We start from the raw sequence: 18,719 nt of genomic DNA, 5'->3' as shown, positions 1-18,719 counted from the left end.
GCACCATCGCTTCAGTTGCCATGAAGAACCAGCCTCTCCATAAACGCATGGGATTTGCCCTGCAAGGCTTGGGTGCCGCCTTCCGCATGGAATCGAGCTTTCGGCTGCAATGCCTTGCCGCCCTCCTGGTATTGCTTGTACTTGCCTGGTACCGGCCAGCGATGATCTGGTGGGCTTTGTTATTGCTCAACTGTGGCATGGTCCTCGCGGCGGAGCTCTTCAACACCGCTCTCGAAAATCTGATTGATCACCTTCATCCGGCCCTCCATCCCAGCATCAAGATCGTCAAGGACTGCGCCGCAGGAGCCGTGCTCATTCTCAGTATCAGTGCCCTATGCGTGTTTGTTGCTTTTTTGCTTGAAAACGTTGCGTGCTAAGCAGAAATACCGGGGCAGCAAACTACAATACAGGACGCGCCAAAGTGCGTGTCTCTCAGGCTCCATGGAGTCCGGAGAAAATACAAAGATTCCTGTAATTTATTAAAAATATTGCTCCCATTGGCAATAATTACATTTACATTGAAGCATAAATGACTATTCCCCTCGTACCGGTAATTCTTTGTGGTGGTTCCGGCACACGTTTATGGCCGCTTTCGCGCGAGGTATTCCCGAAACAGTTTCTGCGCTTGTCCACTCAGGGCAGCATGCTGCAACAAACGCTGCAGCGCCTGGCAGGCATAGACACCGTGTCGCCAGCACTGCTGGTATGCAACGAATCCTCGCGTTTTGTTGTCGCAGAGCAAGTGCGTGAGATCGGTCTGGAAAATAGCCGCATGCTGCTTGAACCCATGCGCCGCAATACGGCTCCAGCAATCGCCTCGGCAGCCTTGCATGCGATGGAGAGTGGTGAGGATCCGCTCCTGCTGGTGCTGCCTTCGGACCACGTCATTCTGGACGCCCCGGCCTTCCATCGCGCCGTCGCGCTGGCGCGTACTGCAGCAGAGGCAGGTCAGTTGCTGACGTTCGGCATCACGCCAACGGGACCAGAGACAGGATACGGCTATATTCGCGTCGAGGGCGCTGCAAGCGGGCAAGTCCAACGCGTGCTTGAATTCGTGGAAAAGCCGGCCCTGACGCTCGCGGAACAATATGTCGCCAGCGGCGACTACTTCTGGAACAGCGGTATGTTCCTGTTCCGCGCCAGCCGCTACCTGGAAGAGTTGGCGTGCTTCCAACCCGCTGTTCTGGCAGCTTGCCGCGCTGCCATCAGCGCCGCGAAAAACGACCTCGACTTCATTCGCCTGGACAAGGATGCCTACGCCGCCAGTCCCGATATCGCCGTGGACTACGCCGTCATGGAGCGCACCAGCCATGCTTCGACCGTCGCCCTCGATGCAGGCTGGAATGATATCGGTTCCTGGAAAGCCGTACTCGACGTGGCGGAAAAGGATGCCGGCCAGAATAGCACCCAGGGCGATGTACTGATCCAGGATTGCAACGATTGCCTGGTACACAGCACTAGCCGCCTGGTCACCGCCATTGGCATGCGCAATACCGTCATCGTGGAAACCGCCGATGCCGTGCTGGTCATGGATGCGGATCAGGCACAACAAACGAAAACCATGGTCGCGCAATTGGTCGACAGGCAGCGCCCCGAGGCCACCATGCACCGTGAAGTCTTCCGTCCGTGGGGTTCCTATGATTCCATCGGCAATGGCGAGCGCTTCCAGGTCAAGCGGATCACCGTCAAGCCTGGCGCCAAGCTGTCATTGCAAATGCATCACCACCGCGCCGAGCACTGGATCGTGGTCTCCGGCACTGCCCAGATCACGAATGGCGACAAGGAATATTTGCTGACCGAAAACCAGTCTACCTATATTCCCCTCGGCGTCGTCCACTCGCTGGCCAACCCGGGCAAGCTGCCGCTGGAATTGATTGAAATTCAATCGGGTAGCTACCTTGGGGAAGACGACATTGTCCGCTTTGAAGACCGCTACGGCCGCACTTGACCGAGCAGATACGTAAGCACCATGCATACGGCACCACAAGAATTTACACTGAAGTTTATAAGGTTTAGCAAGTCATCATGAAACCAATCGAAGGCATCTTTGTACAAGAAATAAAATGGTATTGCAGCAGCAGGGTAGAAAAATATTTCCTCACCTTTGCCGATGCGTTAGCCATGTTCACGGCATTCTGGCTCGCCGGCACATGGACCCTCGATGGCGGCGATTTGAACAACTGGGGCTTGGATAGCTCACGCCTGCTCAGTTACAGCCTGCTATCCGTGGTCACTGTGGCGATCTTCAAGCTGAAGGGCCATCATGCCAAACGCCGCCCGTACTCGAATGAAATCAAGGAACTGCTGAAGATCGCCATGGTCATGGGCCTGATCGACGCGGCCCTGGTCTTCCTCGACAAGCGCGACTCTTCGCGCGAGGCACTGTTGGCCACCTGGCTGCTGGTGCCATGCTGTGTCCTGCTGCTGCGCGGCATGGTCAAATACCTGCTGATGAAAGCTGGCGGCTGGATACGCCCCATGGTCATCATCGGATGGGGTGACAATGCCTTGCAAACAGCGCGGGCCTTCGATGAGGAAGCATTGATGGGCTATCGCCTGATTGCCTTCCTGATCCCCGAAGGCCAAGGCCGCCTGGAGCAACACTACGTGAACCGTAGCAAACAGGCGGTGCCGTGCATTCCGCTTGGTGTCAATCCTGAAGAAACGCTCAAGCTGCTGGGTGATCCGCATGCAGTTGTCGCTCTGGAGCAAGGCGGCATCGATGCCTATCAGGGCATGATCCAGCAAGTCAGCCGTTGCGTTGCCAATATGCAAGTGGTACCTGCCGTACGCGGCCTGCCCCTGTATGGCATGGAGGTCAACCATTTCTTTACACATGAGGTGCTGCTGCTGACCATGCGCAACAACCTGGCACGGCCAGGTTTACAAATGATCAAGCGCTGCTTTGATCTGACGACGGCGATCGCCGTGATGGTCGTCGGGGCGCCCATCCTGCTGTGGATCGCCGCCAAGGTCATGGCCTCTGGCCGCCCCATCTTCTACGGCCACAAACGTGTGGGGCAGAATGGCAAGCATTTTCTCTGCTACAAATTCCGTACCATGGCCGTAAATGCAGACGTCTTGCTGAAAGAATTGCTGGAGCGCGACCCTGAAGCCCGTGCCGAGTGGGACCGTGATTTCAAACTGAAGAACGACCCTCGCATCACCTCGATCGGCCACTTCCTGCGCCGGACCAGTCTTGATGAATTGCCGCAGCTATGGAACGTACTGAAAGGCGAAATGAGCCTGGTCGGGCCGCGCCCGGTTGTTGATGCGGAACTGGAGCGTTATGGCCCCCAAGTAGACTATTACCTGGAAGCGAAACCCGGCGTCACGGGTCTATGGCAAGTCAGCGGCAGGAACGACGTCAGCTATGATACGCGCGTTTATCTGGATGCATGGTATGTCAAGAACTGGTCTTTATTCAATGACATTGTTATTCTACTGAAAACGGTTAAAGTCATTTTCAAGAAAGATGGCGCGTATTAACTACATGATCAAATAAAATTTCAAATAATTTCATTTCGGAAATAGAAGAGTGAAGCATCGTGACGATGTTCAAGTAAAAAAGGATAACAACATGATTTTAGTGACTGGCGGCGCCGGCTTCATCGGCTCCAACTTTGTACGCGACTGGCTGGCGCTCAACGATGAGCCCGTGATCAATTTTGACAAACTGACCTATGCTGGCAATCTCAGCAATCTGGCCAGCCTGGAGCAAGACCCGCGGCATATCTTTGTGCGTGGCGATATTTGCGATACCGCTCACATCTCGCGCCTGCTGGCAGAACACCAGCCACGCGCCATCGTGCATTTTGCCGCAGAGAGCCATGTCGATCGCTCGATCCATAGCCCCGGCGAATTCATTTCGACCAACGTCAACGGTACCTTCAGCCTGCTGGAAGCGGCACGCGCCTATTGGAGCGGCTTGACGGGCGAAGCCAAGGATGGATTCCGCTTCCTGCACGTCTCGACCGACGAAGTGTATGGCACCCTGGGACCGAATGATCCGCCATTCACGGAAACGACGCCGTATGCGCCAAACAGCCCCTACTCGGCATCGAAAGCGGCGTCCGATCATCTGGTGCGTGCGTATTTCCATACGTATGGCATGCCCGTGCTGACGACCAACTGTTCGAACAACTATGGCTCCTTCCATTTCCCGGAAAAACTGATTCCGCTCATCATCAGCAACGCCCGCGCCGGCAAGGCCTTGCCTATCTATGGCGATGGCATGCAAGTGCGCGACTGGCTGTACGTGGGCGACCACTGCTCGGCGATTCGCCGCGTCCTGGAAGCAGGTCGTCTGGGCGAGGTGTACAACGTGGGCGGCTGGAATGAAATGGCCAATCTGGAAGTCGTGCATACCTTGTGCGACATCCTCGATACGCTCGATCCCAAGGCGTCCGGCAGCTATCGCGAACAAATCACCTATGTACAGGATCGCCCTGGGCACGACCGTCGCTATGCCATCGACGCACGCAAGATCGAGCGCGAACTGGGCTGGAAGCCAGCCGAAACCTTCGCCACCGGCATCCGCAAGACCGTTCAATGGTACCTGGACAACCAGGCCTGGGTACGCGATGTCCAGTCGGGTGACTACCTCAAGTGGGTAGAGAAAAACTACGCGGCACGCGACACGGCCAAGGAGCAGCAATAATGGCAACCCCCATCGAACGCAAGGGCATCATCCTGGCTGGCGGTTCCGGCACGCGCCTGTACCCTGTCACCATGGCCGTCTCGAAGCAACTGCTGCCCGTATACGACAAGCCGATGATCTACTATCCGCTGACCACCCTGATGCTGGCCGGCATACGCGATATCCTGATCATTTCCACGCCACAAGATACGCCGCGCTTCCAGGAGTTGCTGGGCGATGGCAGCCAGTGGGGTATCAGCCTGACCTATGCCGTGCAGCCCAGCCCGGATGGCCTGGCACAGGCGTTCATCATCGGCAAAGAGTTTGTCGGCGATGCACCATCGGCGCTGATTCTGGGTGACAACATCTATTACGGTCACGACTTTGAATCGCAGTTGCGCGAGGCCTCGGCGCGCACCAGCGGCTCGACCGTGTTTGCCTATCATGTCACCGATCCGGAACGCTATGGCGTCGTCGATTTCGATGCACAGCGCCGGGCCATCAGCATTGAAGAAAAGCCGCTCAAGCCAAAATCGAACTACGCCGTCACCGGCCTGTATTTCTACGACAGCCAGGTGTGCGATATCGCCGCCGGCATCGCCCCGTCACCACGTGGCGAGTTGGAAATCACGGATGTCAACCGTACTTATCTGGAGCGCGGGCAGTTGAACGTAGAACTGATGGGCCGCGGCATGGCCTGGCTCGACACCGGCACGCATGAATCCCTGCTCGAAGCGAGCCAATTCATCGCCACCATCGAGAACCGTCAGGGCTTGAAAGTTGCTTGCCCTGAAGAAATCGCCTACCGCCGTGGCTACATCGATGCAGCCACGCTCGAAGCATTGGCACAACCCTTGAAAAAGAACGCTTACGGTCAATACCTGCTGCGCTTGCTCGAAGAAAAAATATACTAAAGCCTGAACGGCTCATTTCACACCATGCAAATTCAAACCACCGCCATACCGGACGTCCTGATCCTTGAACCCACCGTGTTCGGCGATGACCGGGGCTTTTTCTACGAAAGCTTCAATCAGAAGCGCTTTGCCGAACTGACCGGCGTCACGCGCGATTTCGTGCAGGACAATCATTCCAAGTCGGCCAAGGGCGTGTTGCGCGGCCTGCACTACCAGATCCAGCAACCGCAAGGCAAGCTGGTGCGTGTGACCGCTGGCGAAGTCTTCGACGTCGCCGTCGACCTGCGCAAAAGCTCGCCGACGTTTGGCCACTGGATAGGCGTGACCTTATCAGCGGCCAATAAACGCCAGTTGTGGATACCAGAAGGCTTTGCCCACGGTTTCGTGGTCACCAGCGACAGCGCCGAGTTCCTGTACAAGACGACCGACTACTGGGCACCGGAGTTCGAACGCAGCCTCCTGTGGAACGATCCAGCCATCGGTATCGACTGGCCGCTCGATGGCGAACCACTGCTGTCTGGCAAAGATAAAGTCGGTACCTTGCTGGCCAATGCCGACGTTTTTGCCTGACCGTTACCGACCAATCTGACACACTGGAACAAAACTATTTCATGAGCCGTATTTTAATCACAGGAAAAACCGGCCAGGTCGGTTACGAACTAGAACGCAGCCTGCAGGGCCTGGGCGAGATCATCGCGGTGGACCGCAGCCAGATGGACCTGGCTGACCTGGACCAGGTGCGCGACGTCATCCGCCGCATCAAGCCGACGCTGATCGTCAACCCGGCAGCCTATACGGCGGTCGACAAGGCTGAAAGTGAACCGGAACTGGCGCTGCGAATCAATGGCGAAGCGCCGGGTGTCATGGCGGAAGAAGCAAAGAAACTGGGCGCTGCGATGATCCATTACAGCACCGATTACGTCTTTGACGGGTCGAAAGACGGTGCCTACGTCGAAACCGATCCGACCTGCCCCGTGAATGCGTATGGCAGCAGCAAGCTGGCCGGCGAAAAGGCGATCCAGGCGACCGGCATCCCGCATCTGATCCTGCGCACCAGCTGGGTTTACAGTACGCACGGCAAGAACTTTCTGCTGACCATGCTCCGTCTGGCCCAGGAACGTGACGAACTGAGTATCGTTTCCGACCAGTTCGGCGCGCCGACATGGAGCCGCACCATTGCCGATACCACGGCGCATATCGTGGCGCAAAGCCTGGCCACGGCTGACCGACAAGGATGGTGGGAAGAACGTTCGGGCCTGTACCATTTGACGGCCCAAGGAAAGACAAGCTGGTTTGGCTTTACCGAAGCGATCATGGCACATACGTCGGTTCAGAAAAAACCCCGCGTGAAACCGATTCTGGCGCGCGACTATCCGGTACCAGCAAAGCGGCCGAACAATTCAGTACTATCGTCGCAGCGTCTTATCAATACCTTCTGTAGTTTGCCGCAGTGGCAAGATGCGCTGAAACTGTGCCAGGATTGAGCTCGACCCAATTCCGTTTTGCATACTCAGTGCAAAGTCCGCGCGGCCCACGGAGGTAGCTCAAGCAGCGACGCCATCTTGGAGCCACGTGCTCGGGATGTATCTTCGCATGCGCTGACAGCAATCTTTTCACGTTGAGCAATGCTAACGAGCACTACGGCGTAGTGTATGACTCAAATGAGTTTGCGCCAGAACGCGCATCGGCAGCAACGATCTGGCGATACATGGGCGTAATCGCCAGGTCAGCCAATACAGAGGACCGTGAAGTTGCTATCTGCCCCCGTATTGGCCCATTCATTTTTTTATCATCTCCCTCTCGTGATTTTTCCGTCTCAAAAATCAACAATTAACTTCATTTTCCATGATAAAAAAATCCCTAAGCAATGAACAATCTTTGAGACTACAACTATTGCGTTTCCCTTTGATTGTTGGCGTCGTTTTCATTCATGTGTATGGCGCCACATTGATGTTTTCCGGGATCACCACTGGAGCAGGTGAGAAGAATCATATTAGCGATTTCATTCAATCTGTTATTTCACAGGAAATTGCACGTTGCGCCGTCCCCCTTTTTTTTCTCATCTCTGGCTATTTATTCTTTCATGACACACAATGGTCAACCGAAAGCTACGTCAAGAAAATCATCTCCCGCACCCGCACACTATTGTTTCCATTTCTTTTCTGGAACATTTTGACGTTACTGATTTTTTTTCTCGCACAGTCAGTTCCGGCAACACTGTCATACTTCTCCGGCAATAAAACATTAATCGCCAATTATAGTTTCTTCGACTACCTCAATGCAATCTTCGGGCTTACCAGATATCCTATTTCCTATCAATTTTGGTTCATCCGAGATTTGATGATATTGGCTCTATTGACACCATTGATACATTTCTCCCTCAAATGGCTGCCAAAAACTGTGCTTGGAGCACTATTTGTTCTGTGGTTTTTGAATATTGGAGAAAACAGTTCTGAATCAGCATTCTTTTTCGTACTTGGCTGTTATTTCGGCATCTATTCACAAAGCATCTTCTTGCTTGACCAGCCACTCTCAAAATTTCTAACGCCAACGCTAATAATTTATACTCTTCTGATCATCGCCAATGCATTATTCCCGGAAGCACCAAGTTATCAATACATGCACAAGACCGGCATTATTCTCGGGATACCGATCATCTTGTATTTGACGCAACCGGCGTTGGCCCTTCCCCGTCTGAAAAAAATGCTTATTGCTCTTGGATCCACCAGTTTCTTTTTATATGCCATGCATGAACCGACACTTACTATATTCAAAAAAATATCGTACAAACTAATCCAGCCAGAACATAACTCATCAATTATTTTTATCTATTTTTTCTCGGCAATCATTACCATCATCACATCCATAGCTCTACATAAAATACTAATAAAAACATTCCCAAAATTTACTGCCGCAATTACTGGCGGCAGGTAATTAATCATCATTCAAAAACAAACGACACAAACGGCACCGCAACAATGTAATTCTTAATTTTCCTATATTCATTGCAACAGCCCCTCACTCTTTTAATCTTACGTTTACTATATTGAATTCTCATGGAACGCGGAAATACAAAACTGAAATTTTTTGACAAATATCTCGGGCCTGTCCTATTACTCGCTCTGACCCCCTTGCGTTTATTTCGCACCAGGCAAGTGCCAAAGTTAATCAATTCGGTTGCATTGCTGAAAACAGCAGCCATTGGCGATACCGTGTTGCTATCCGCAGCCATCACCGATCTACGTGTCGCCAATCCAGATATGAAAATTGTTCTGTTCACCGGCGCCTCAAATTTTGAGTTTGCCAAGCTGTTATCGGGCGCCGACCAGATCGTCAAGCTACCGCTGACCAATCCTTTCGCCTGCGTCAAAATCATACGCTCCCATCAAATCGACATTTTTATTGATTTCGACTCGTGGCCACGTATCAGTGCTCTACTCGCAGCACTGTCGCGTGCAAAAATACGGATTGGCTTCAACACATCGCAGCAATATCGCCACTTCATGCAAGACATCCCCGTACTTCACCGTAATGACCAGCATGAACTGGAGAACTATCGCGACCTGCTTGGAGTGATTGGCCTGAATGCTGCAAATTTGCCGCAGCAATTACAGCACTCTTGGAAAGAAGGTGGAAACACCATCGTCTTCCATATGTGGCCAAGTGGCACCCAGAGTCATCTGAAAGAATGGCCGGCCGAAAAATGGCACACTCTTGCGAACGAATTGCTATTACTGGGAAATTACTCGTTCGTCTTGACTGGGGGACGAGAAGACATTTCCGGCTGCGAAGCTTTTCTAGCAACCCTGCCGGCGTCACTGCGCCCGCGATTTATCAGTCACGCGGGGACATCTTTCAGCAACACACTATCGTTGTTACAGCAAGCTGCGCTGTTGGTCAGCGTCAATACAGGCATCATGCATGTGGGGGCGGCAATGGGAGTGCCAACTGTTGGCCTGCACGGCCCGACGAACCCGAGACGTTGGGGGCCTGTCGGTCCACGTACTCGCTCAGTCGTCAGTAAAAGCAAAGGTGCAGGGACCTTGAATCTGGGCTTTGAATACACTCTTGAAACCGATTACATGAGCGGCATCGACGACGGTGACGTCATAAATGCCAGCCGTGAACTGCTTTGCTGGACAGCAAGCAACTGATCAGGTCAACCAGGTGCATGCCAGCGATGTGAAGTGAAGCACAGGTAGCAACACTTCACTTCCTGTCTTGAACACATAGGTCAGGCTTGCTGCCGTAAGAATAGCAGCCAGTAGCGCTGCAGCCTGCCCCTAGAATGCAAGGAAGGTGCGTCAATAGCGGAGAATTACCAGACTCACGTCAATTTGGAACGGTCAAGTATCTTTGTCGTCGAATATCCATTATGGAATTCCAGCGCGATAACTCTGCCACCTGCATTTTTAACCGCATCATAGCCAACGATTTTTCAGGAACATAATCACCTCCCTCGACCAAGATGTCGGGCACAAACAGATTGATCAAACGCTCGGGTGTACTCTCCGAAAATTGGACCACCCAGTCGACGCTTCCCCCCCCCCCCGCCAAGACTTGCATCCGGTCAGAGCAATGATTAGTTTAACCGATGCAACTTCATTGACAGCCACTACTAACAAGTCGCCCAACAACTTTGCAGCGGCCAGATAGCGGACATGCCCAACATGCAGAATATCGAAGCAGCCATTGGTAAATACAATGCGTTTTCCCGCCGCCTTTGCTTCGAGTACCCGTTGTAATAAGTCCCCTTCCCGCAACACCAACGAGGGCTCACCACCAGATAGATGCATGACACGCTCAAGTTCCAGTGACGTCACAGTCGCGGTACCGAACTTCCCTCACTGCAACATTGGCTGCACCGCCCGGACGCAAGTCGTCCTTGGCAATATTAACCAGTGGCACTGGCGCCTCTGATGATATACGGCCCGTACTGCCAAACCAGTAACGATCCAGCATTAAATCGCCCCTTTACCAGCACCCGCGCACCATTCAATTGCAAACAAGCATTCCCATCATTCGACATAAATTCCCTAACAATCAGGACAAACCCAGCTTTTCCTCAATAAGTTCAATAATGATATGTAACATTTTAATATGCAGTTCTTGAACACGATCTGCAAACTGGCCGGCCTTCGTGCAAATACTGACGTCTGCCATGACGTCAAGAGCGCTACCAGCACGCCCTGTCAGGCCAACCACGATCATGCCCTTGTCCTGGGCGGCTTTGACCGCGTTCAAAATGCTCGGGCTGGTACCGCTGGTACTGATTGCCAACACGACGTCTCCTTTACGACCATGACCTTCGATAAAACGCGAGAACACGTAGTCATAGCCATAATCATTCGCCACACAAGTAATGTGGGCTGGATCACTGATGGACATAGCCGCCAGCGCCTTGCGGTTTTTCCTGTAGCGGCCGGATAGTTCTTCAGCAAAGTGAATTGCATCGCACATCGATCCACCGTTACCACAGGAAAGCACCTTACCGTCATTGCGCAACGATTCAACGATCAGATTCGCCGCCCGGTCTACATTTGCAAGCACCACTTCATTGTTGAGCAAGTCACTGAGAGCTGACTGTGCTTCCAGCAAGGAATTTCTGATCAGGGCAATACTCATTAAACACCTTTAAATAAAGAAATTTCAAATAAGCCATTAACTTGCTCTAATTATTGACATGCAATCATTAACAGCCAAAGTTTTTCATACGCTAGCCAAGGCTGCCTGTACCTTGCGGATTGTTTCGTCCCAAGAAAATTTTCTGGCCTGGAGCAAGCCCTTGGTGCACAGGGATCCACGCATGTCGGTATCATTACACAAGGTATAAATACCTTTGGCGATAGACTCGACCGAATCCGGATCTACCAGCAATGCGGCATCGCCCGCTACCTCCGGTAATGAAGTGGTATTCGACGTCAATACCGGAATACCACATGACATCGCCTCAATCACGGGCAAACCAAATCCTTCGTAGAGAGACGGGAAAACCAGTCCTAGCGCTCCGCGATAAAGTCCAGGTAATTCGCTTTCCTCAACCCGTCCGGCAAATACCAGTCGTTCAGAAATTCCCAGCGTCTTCGCCTGAAGCAGTAACTCCTCAGTCGGCTTCCCCGTAAATACCAGACGAATTTCTGGATCAATATTGGACAATGCAAATGCCTGTAATATGCGTGGCTCATTCTTATGTGGTTTTCGATTGCTTACACTCAACAGATAAGAAAAACCAGGACTATACGGTGCAACATTAACGTTGTATGATGGATCGACTCCATTGCCGACATTAATTACCCTGGAAGGGTTAATGCCCGACCAATCGATAATTCGCTGCCGGGAAAAATCAGAGACGGTTAATACTGCCGAAGCATTATGGCAAGCGCGACGCATAATTATGGTGTAATACAATGTCTTCAGCCAACTGCTATTTTCTGTGCGATCAATATGATTTAGGTCATGAATCGTGAACACAAAGCGGCGCGAAAAAAACAGCGGTGCGTTATAACCTGGACTGAATAAACCGCTCCCTTTTGGAATACGTTTCAATGTTGCCAACCACAAACGCAACGCGTCAAACGGTGCTGAGGGCGAGCCCTCCACCTCCAGATGGGGAAATTTCAGCGCATTGTCCAATACGCGAGCAACCCGGCCAATGCCATGATCCCCAATCCAGCGGGCGTCATAGAAAAATTTCAAAATACTATACCTTCAAAGAATTTTGGTTATCAAGAATTATTACAGACAAGTTTTGGCGTTTGAATACTGCATAAACGGCTGCCATTACTGAGATATGTATCCATAAATATTGACGTAAAATGTTTTGATTAAATTGCAATATCAAAAACTCAAACAGCAGTGCCAGACCCAGACCTTTCAAAATCTGTGCCTGCTCAGGCGGCAATTTTCTGGCTAGGCGCATGGGTTCGACAACGATCATGAAGATATAAATCATGAAGGGAATGAATCCAAAAAATCCGCTGGCAGCTAAAACTTCTGCAAATACTGCATTACCCTCGTATAATTTGACAGTTTCAAAATCGAGACTGGTTACTCCGTGTAACTTGGCAATTCCAGGAGCAATCCCTCCCAAACTTGTGCCAATAATCGGATTATTAAGAAACAGCGTTAAAGTATCACGCAATCCATTCTCACGATCATTGACCGAGTGAGAAGATCCGCCAAATAACCCAACACCTTGAAACAAAAAAGCAATATTGTCGATGCCAATCACATATACGATAGCTGACACCAGGAAAATCAATAGGGCGCTCATGAATAATACGATTTTCGCCAGTTTTCGATCCACTTTTCCGCATGCGAGTTTCACGAAGAAACGTACAGGGTGCTGTAAATACCAAAGAATTATCATCAGCAGTCCCATTCGCGAAGAACTTAGGACTATTGAAAGGGTAATTGTTAAGAAGCAAAATTTCAAAATTCTTCTGGAAAATAATGTATTCTTAACTTCCATAAAATATGCGCAAACAACCCAGCCCATTAACAGATAAGTGGCATAGAAAGATGGTTCATATGAGAATCCATTGATCCTGGCCAAAACACCAGGAATCCACCATTGTTGAACCAGTAAAAAACTACCAAGGCCAATCAATGGAGAAATAAACTGCAGCACCCCATATAATGCAATGGCAACAAAAGAATAAATATACCATCTCATCAGCAGCCTTACCTTTTCCTTACTGGAAAAAATCTGGACGCATGCGAAAATAGTGGCAATATTGATAACTAGCCAGGCAAAATATCCAATACTCCGCTCAGGGAAACTTCCATTGGGAATAAACAATAAAATAAATACTGCCCATAAACACAGCCACTTCAGTCCCAATGGCACAGTAAATTTCTTCTCAAGCATGCTCGCCATCACTATACAAATAGGAAATAGCAAAAATATTTGTGAAATTCTGAAATTTAGACCAAGATTTATAATTAAAAAAATATCGAATGAGGATGTAAAAGCTGCTGCAATAAACAGACCCTGCATCAACCCCATTTGATTATTTTTCTCAAGCAAAAAATAATTTTTCATCTATTTTGCCAAATGCTAATACAACTAAAAATAAATCTGAAAGAAGTGCTGTTGACAACGTCGCCGACTATCATGAGATACATCACAGTCATTTTGGCATGACAATGCTCTCAGTGAATTCTTCAGTAGTGGCATATTGCAATACAGCATATCTTTAAATGGCACTGCTTCTACCACGCAGTGGAAGATATTACATCTTGAAACCATCAAAAATACCTGAGATTAACTTCTTACGTAAATCCAACCTATATAGCTTAAATTTCAAAAACCTTGTCAAAATAAAAAAAGTCAAAGCAACTAACGCTACGAATGCAGGGTAATTTTTCTTTATAAAATATATACGATTTCTCGATCCGAAATATACCGAAAAAGGTGTCATATCCCCTCCGGTACTGCTACTTACTTTGTGCCATACCTGGCCTTCGGGCCAATAATAAACATGAATATTATTCTGGTTACAACGCAGTACAAAATCGGTATCATCGTAGTATACGAAATACCGCTCATCCATGATTCCTACCTTTTCAAATACCGATGCGTGGATCAACATGAAACATGTTGGAGCATAAGCTGTATATTCGGCCATATCATATTGCCCAATATCAGCATCACCTTCGCCTCGATGAATCGTGCTGCCGCGCCACTTCTTAATCTCTCCACCCGCACACCAGATCAATCCAGAGTCGTGAAAGTAGATTTTTGGAACAACTATTTTCTCATCACGTTTTTTCGCCAATGCAAGCATGCGACTCAATAAATCGGCATCTTTAAACTCAATATCGTTGTTAAGAAGCAAGACATATTCACACTGCATTTTCAGTGAAAGTGCAATACCTTGATTATTCGCTTTTGCTACACCGACATTCTGATCATTTTTTATCAACGTAACATTCTGCATGCCAGTCTTTTTTATCAACTCTTGCGACTTTAAAAAAGATAGATCATCTAAACTATTATCAATGATGAATAGCCAATAATCCAAGAATTTTTGACGTGTTAAACTTTCAAAAAAACCAGGCAAGACATCAGCACTGTTGAATAAAACAGTTACCAAACCAACTTGAGGGGTCATTTATACAATCCCCGTTTTTTCATTTCTTCGATGCTTGACTCGTAGTTATCCGTCTGTACTTCCTGTTCGTTTACCCAAGCTGTGAAACTAGCAATGCCTTCGCTAAACGGCACTTTAGGTTGAAATCCAAGTAAACGTTTCGCTTTGGCTATATCAGCATAATTGTGACGAATGTCACCGAGACGATAAGCACCGGTCACCTCGATGGGTACTTCCTTGCCAAACAGACCGACCAATGACTTGGCAACAGTGAGTACATCCGTCGCAACGCCAGCTCCGATACCAAATACTTCTCCATTCGCCGCGTCACTCGTCAATGCAAGGGTCGTTGCAGCAACGACATCTTCAATGAATACAAAATCACGGCTCTCCTTACCATCTTCAAAAATACTCAGACCATTTCCATTTTTAATCCGGGTTGAAAAAATCGACAAAATACCGGTATAAGGATTACTCAGGGACTGGCCAGGGCCATAGACATTCTGATAGCGCAAAGCTGTGGCGCCAATTCCGATTGAAGCGCAGACCGTCATTACCATCTGTTCCTGATTTTGTTTGGTAATACCATAAACTGACGATGGATGAATTTTTGAGTCTTCATCGGTAGCAAGCAGCATCAACGGTTCTCCCGTCTTTGGACATAAAGGTTCGAATCGACCTGCTTGCATATCTTCATCCTTGCGTGCACCGGGATAGATAATGCCCAATGCAGAAGAATGATACTTCCCTTCGCCATAAATCGAGCGCGACGACGCTATTACAATTTTTTTGATTTGATATGAACCATTTGCCAATAAATCCAGCATCAAACCCGTACCACCAATATTAACATCTACGTAACGGCGTATTTCATACATGGATTGCCCAGTACCAGTTTCCGCAGCAAGATGCACAATCGCATCTTGACCAGGTAAAACAGATTCCCAAGCGGCGCGGTCCGTAACAGACCCAAGTACAAAATTTGTTTTGTCTTTGATACTGCGATACAGCATTGATGTTACGGCTGGATTCGGGCCATGAATTTGTGGGGATAAATTATCCAGAATCGTAACTACATGTCCTGCTTTTATTAATTGCAAAGCAAGATTTGATCCGATAAAACCTGCACCACCTGTTATCAATATATTCATTGCATCTTTACCCACTCGTTTAACTCAAAATTATATTTTTTTATAATCCGCATCGGATTCCCACCAACTATGCAGTAACTTGGTACGTCAGAATTAACTACCGTATGAGCACCAATGATAGAATTTTTTCCGATCCTGGTATTTGGTAGAATTATCGAACCATAGCCGATAAAAACACCATCGCCGATTTCAACATAATTACCTTCACATTGAACTCTGTCTCCAACCTTTATTGAATTATAAATATCATTATAAGGATGATTCACATCAACAATAGCAACATGCCCCGTTATCGAAACATTATTCCCTATCGATATTCTCGAACCACAAACAATGTGTACATTTTGCTCTATATTTACATTATCGCCAATTAACAATTCTGGCTCCCATGCATTATTCTCTCCAACAACTTCCAGTCGAGCCCCCGAACGTATCATCGTATTATTCCCAATTTCTATACATTGAGGATTTCCGATGTAAAGTGGCTTAAATAATAAAGATCGCTTGCCAATTTTCTTAAAAACAAAATTATAATAAATTTTTGTTTTTAAAATAGCCAATATTAGAAAGCATCTATTAATTTTCTCATGGAATGGCAAATGGAGAAATTTAACAATTTTCAAAATCATCATTTATCATCCAATAGAATTGGATATTTTCATCCGTAAAAATTTCATTTTTAAACCAAGATAAAAAGGTAATACCCTTCCAAAATAACGACATAAAAATAGTTTTATTTTGAAAGCAGGTTCTTCAATAAATAATTTTGTCAAACCATGATTTTTTTCAAGCAAATATTTTTTGCACAGGATGTATTGATCCAAACCAATAGCTGCAGATTTCAACAAGCATGATTGGACTCCATTTTTTGCATTCACATTCTCAAGAAATTTATGAATCTGACTTGCATTTAATTTATCTTTTGCAAAATCATGCACATTAAAAATAAAATCGAGATTTCCCAATCTTAACGATGGTGAAGATGAAATTGTATTAACCAAGTTGCTTGAATGAAACCGATAGACAGAATTGTTTCCCTTGACAATACCAACATTTCCAAGCAATGCACATTTTAGGTACAATTCAGAGTCGCAGGATAAATTATCCGGATTGGAGAATGCATTCAACTCCATCGCTAATCTTCGATTGAATGCCATATTGCATAAAGTTGCATCTTGGGGTTTCACTGTACCCCGCGACATAAAAATATCTATTCCTGAAACAACATCGGGAAATGGCAAGGAAAGAAATGTACTTTCTTTCTTTGTTTCATCAAAAATAGTACCTTCACCGTACACAAGTACAATATTTTCGTTTTTCTCTATGCAGCTTAATACACTTCTCAAGTAATCATCATTAACAAAATAATCATCATCCGATAAAATAATAAACCACTCCGCGCTAGAGCGATTAAACACTGCCTCTTTCCAATTATTTACCATCCCAATATTTGTTGCATTTTTAAAATACTTAACACGTGGATTCATTAAATATTTTTCGACCACCTCAAAAGTATTATCAATTGAGCAATTATCAGAAATTATTATTTCGAAATCGGCATTCTTTTGGCAGATTACACTACCTATTGTTTGATCAAGATATTTAGCACGATTATAAGTAGGGATAACCACACTAATTTTTGGCAAATGCATAATTTATCTTTATGGAAAATGTTTATTGGTTAATCGCCATGCAAAGGCAGCGTAAAAAATAAAGTTTATGCACTGGGTTAGCAGTCCAGCAATGGCAAGCCACCATACAGAAAAATTATTTGGAATAAATTTTACCGTAACAAAAAAGCTGATAATAAATAATCCATTGACCATCCATAGAATCATACTGCGCTTTGCGATAACGACGACTCCCGCGAATATTGTTTCTATCGAAATAATTCCTTGCCATGCAGCCAAAGCAAGAAATACAAATTTAATCCCGATAACGCTGTCGGCATCACGTCCTTGGGATAGAATCTCCAGAAGCCATGGCATAATAAACCAAACTAAAAATACTCCCACCATATAAATCGGGAGGGTATTTTTCAAATAAACTTTTACATTGACATAAAATAGTTTTTTATCACGCTCAACCCATGCTTTGGCCTGCCTGGCATGATATATATTGGCTTGCGGGCCTATTGCAACGCCAGCCAAACCGTCCGAAAACTTCTTGGCATATTGGAAAATGGATATCATTCCTGGCGCCAGATATGAAAGCGCATTGTTTAATATCATTCCGACAAAGAAATTATGAAAGGAATGTCCAATGCGCATCGTAAAACTATTTTTTATGAACGAAATGAAAAATTTTGCATCTATATTTTTGGGGAAACTTGCCCATTTGATCAAAATTAATGGATACAACACCAACTGCACCAATATCGAAAAACTGCTCCATTTAGCAAGTTCAACAACATCATGCTCATCAAGAAAAATAAAAACAAGCAAACTTAATAATTGACCTAAAGGCAATATCAAGGATAGGCAATAAGATGCACCATAATAGTGATGCACATTCAAGGTGCAGCGCACTACATGAAGCAGCGGCGAAAAAGCTACCTGGATTAGTAATATTAAAAATACGGGGATGGCAAGTTCCTTGGCTTGCCTTCCAAATCCTCCTGCAAATCCATCCATTATTGCATCAACAATTACAAAGCAAACTGCGCTAAATACTAAGCCACTGACTATTGCCCATACAAATGCACCTCCCAAGAAATCAGCAGCATCCTCTTTATTTCTTAGATATATCTCGGTATAAAATACCTGGAACTGCTCTACTCCAATCAGTACCAACAAGCTTAGTATCGCTATAACTCCAACATTCAATAACCAGATATCAGAGTTAATATCCGTACCAAACAGTTTCCATACCAGCACCGAGTTCATCAGGCCAATTCCGGCGCCGAGAACCGCGAGCATGT

The 18,719-nt window shown here is 47.3% G+C and carries 18 protein-coding genes and 1 pseudogene; 9 read left to right on the top strand and 10 right to left on the bottom strand.

What is annotated here, in order from left to right; all coding sequences use genetic code 11:
- Positions 1-20 precede the first annotated feature (20 nt).
- From CLU94_RS15830 to CLU94_RS15790, 9 genes are all read left to right on the top strand, one after another.
- Complete coding sequence (locus CLU94_RS15830; protein ID WP_099668335.1) at positions 21-377, top strand: diacylglycerol kinase; 357 nt, start codon at positions 21-23, stop codon at positions 375-377.
- A 152-nt stretch (positions 378-529) separates the two neighbouring features.
- The gene (locus CLU94_RS15825; RefSeq protein WP_099666305.1) at positions 530-1,948 is read left to right on the top strand and encodes a mannose-1-phosphate guanylyltransferase/mannose-6-phosphate isomerase; all 1,419 of its coding nucleotides are present in this window, start codon (positions 530-532) and stop codon (positions 1,946-1,948) included.
- Between the two features lie 77 nt (positions 1,949-2,025).
- Positions 2,026-3,489 (top strand): undecaprenyl-phosphate galactose phosphotransferase WbaP, encoded by a 1,464-nt coding sequence (gene wbaP / locus CLU94_RS15820; protein WP_099666304.1) that lies wholly within the window; start codon positions 2,026-2,028, stop codon positions 3,487-3,489.
- A 91-nt stretch (positions 3,490-3,580) separates the two neighbouring features.
- Positions 3,581-4,660, top strand: a complete 1,080-nt coding sequence (gene rfbB, locus CLU94_RS15815; protein ID WP_099666303.1) for a dTDP-glucose 4,6-dehydratase — start codon at positions 3,581-3,583, stop codon at positions 4,658-4,660.
- Positions 4,660-5,553 carry a glucose-1-phosphate thymidylyltransferase RfbA gene (rfbA, locus tag CLU94_RS15810; RefSeq protein WP_099666302.1) on the top strand — a complete coding sequence of 298 codons (894 nt, stop codon included), beginning with the start codon at positions 4,660-4,662 and terminating at the stop codon, positions 5,551-5,553. The genes rfbB and rfbA overlap by 1 nt, the downstream gene beginning before the upstream one ends.
- Positions 5,554-5,577: 24 nt before the next feature.
- Complete coding sequence (gene rfbC / locus CLU94_RS15805) at positions 5,578-6,123, top strand: dTDP-4-dehydrorhamnose 3,5-epimerase (RefSeq protein ID WP_099666301.1); 546 nt, start codon at positions 5,578-5,580, stop codon at positions 6,121-6,123.
- A 41-nt stretch (positions 6,124-6,164) separates the two neighbouring features.
- The gene (gene rfbD / locus CLU94_RS15800; RefSeq protein WP_099666300.1) at positions 6,165-7,037 is read left to right on the top strand and encodes a dTDP-4-dehydrorhamnose reductase; all 873 of its coding nucleotides are present in this window, start codon (positions 6,165-6,167) and stop codon (positions 7,035-7,037) included.
- A 361-nt stretch (positions 7,038-7,398) separates the two neighbouring features.
- Positions 7,399-8,487, top strand: coding sequence for an acyltransferase family protein (locus CLU94_RS15795; RefSeq protein WP_099666299.1), 1,089 nt, complete (start codon positions 7,399-7,401; stop codon positions 8,485-8,487).
- A 122-nt stretch (positions 8,488-8,609) separates the two neighbouring features.
- The gene (locus CLU94_RS15790) at positions 8,610-9,707 is read left to right on the top strand and encodes a glycosyltransferase family 9 protein (RefSeq protein WP_099666298.1); all 1,098 of its coding nucleotides are present in this window, start codon (positions 8,610-8,612) and stop codon (positions 9,705-9,707) included.
- A gap of 336 nt (positions 9,708-10,043) precedes the next feature.
- Here CLU94_RS15790 and CLU94_RS28915 read toward each other — a convergent pair whose 3' ends face one another.
- The 10 genes and pseudogenes from CLU94_RS28915 to CLU94_RS15745 all read right to left on the bottom strand — a co-directional run bounded on the left by CLU94_RS28915 (position 10,044) and on the right by CLU94_RS15745 (position 18,717).
- Positions 10,044-10,349 carry an adenylyltransferase/cytidyltransferase family protein gene (locus CLU94_RS28915; protein WP_099666297.1) on the bottom strand — a complete coding sequence of 102 codons (306 nt, stop codon included), beginning with the start codon at positions 10,347-10,349 and terminating at the stop codon, positions 10,044-10,046.
- Positions 10,350-10,401: 52 nt separating this feature from the next.
- Positions 10,402-10,582, bottom strand: a pseudogene (locus tag CLU94_RS28855) (D-glycero-beta-D-manno-heptose-7-phosphate kinase); the annotation flags it as partial.
- 14 nt (positions 10,583-10,596) lie between these two features.
- Entirely contained in the window at positions 10,597-11,178 is a 582-nt protein-coding gene (locus CLU94_RS15780) for an SIS domain-containing protein (RefSeq protein ID WP_077408748.1), read from the bottom strand.
- Positions 11,179-11,262: 84 nt separating this feature from the next.
- Entirely contained in the window at positions 11,263-12,249 is a 987-nt protein-coding gene (locus CLU94_RS15775; protein WP_218965299.1) for a glycosyltransferase family 4 protein, read from the bottom strand.
- Positions 12,250-12,253: 4 nt separating this feature from the next.
- On the bottom strand, positions 12,254-13,597 hold the full coding sequence (locus tag CLU94_RS28065; protein ID WP_143451436.1) for a hypothetical protein: 1,344 nt from the start codon (positions 13,595-13,597) through the stop codon (positions 12,254-12,256).
- Positions 13,598-13,787: 190 nt separating this feature from the next.
- Positions 13,788-14,669 (bottom strand): glycosyltransferase family 2 protein, encoded by an 882-nt coding sequence (locus CLU94_RS15765; RefSeq protein WP_099666294.1) that lies wholly within the window; start codon positions 14,667-14,669, stop codon positions 13,788-13,790.
- A complete protein-coding gene (locus tag CLU94_RS15760; protein WP_099666293.1) occupies positions 14,666-15,799 on the bottom strand; it encodes an NAD-dependent epimerase/dehydratase family protein in 1,134 nt (377 codons plus the stop codon). Before CLU94_RS15760 ends, CLU94_RS15765 begins: the two co-directional genes overlap by 4 nt.
- Positions 15,796-16,431: an acyltransferase gene (locus CLU94_RS15755; protein ID WP_257218832.1), complete on the bottom strand. Its 636-nt coding sequence runs from the start codon at positions 16,429-16,431 to the stop codon at positions 15,796-15,798. The genes CLU94_RS15760 and CLU94_RS15755 overlap by 4 nt, the downstream gene beginning before the upstream one ends.
- Before the next feature lie 3 nt (positions 16,432-16,434).
- Positions 16,435-17,451, bottom strand: a complete 1,017-nt coding sequence (locus CLU94_RS15750) for a glycosyltransferase family 2 protein (RefSeq protein ID WP_099666292.1) — start codon at positions 17,449-17,451, stop codon at positions 16,435-16,437.
- Between the two features lie 9 nt (positions 17,452-17,460).
- Positions 17,461-18,717: a hypothetical protein gene (locus tag CLU94_RS15745; RefSeq protein WP_143451435.1), complete on the bottom strand. Its 1,257-nt coding sequence runs from the start codon at positions 18,715-18,717 to the stop codon at positions 17,461-17,463.
- Between the last annotated feature and the right edge of the window lie 2 nt (positions 18,718-18,719).

Origin of the sequence: Janthinobacterium sp. 13 (assembly GCF_002749695.1) — a bacterium.
Lineage (GTDB): Bacteria > Pseudomonadota > Gammaproteobacteria > Burkholderiales > Burkholderiaceae_D > Janthinobacterium > Janthinobacterium kumbetense.
Note: the sequence above shows the minus strand (reverse complement) of the source record. Positions and strands in the feature narration are given on the sequence as shown.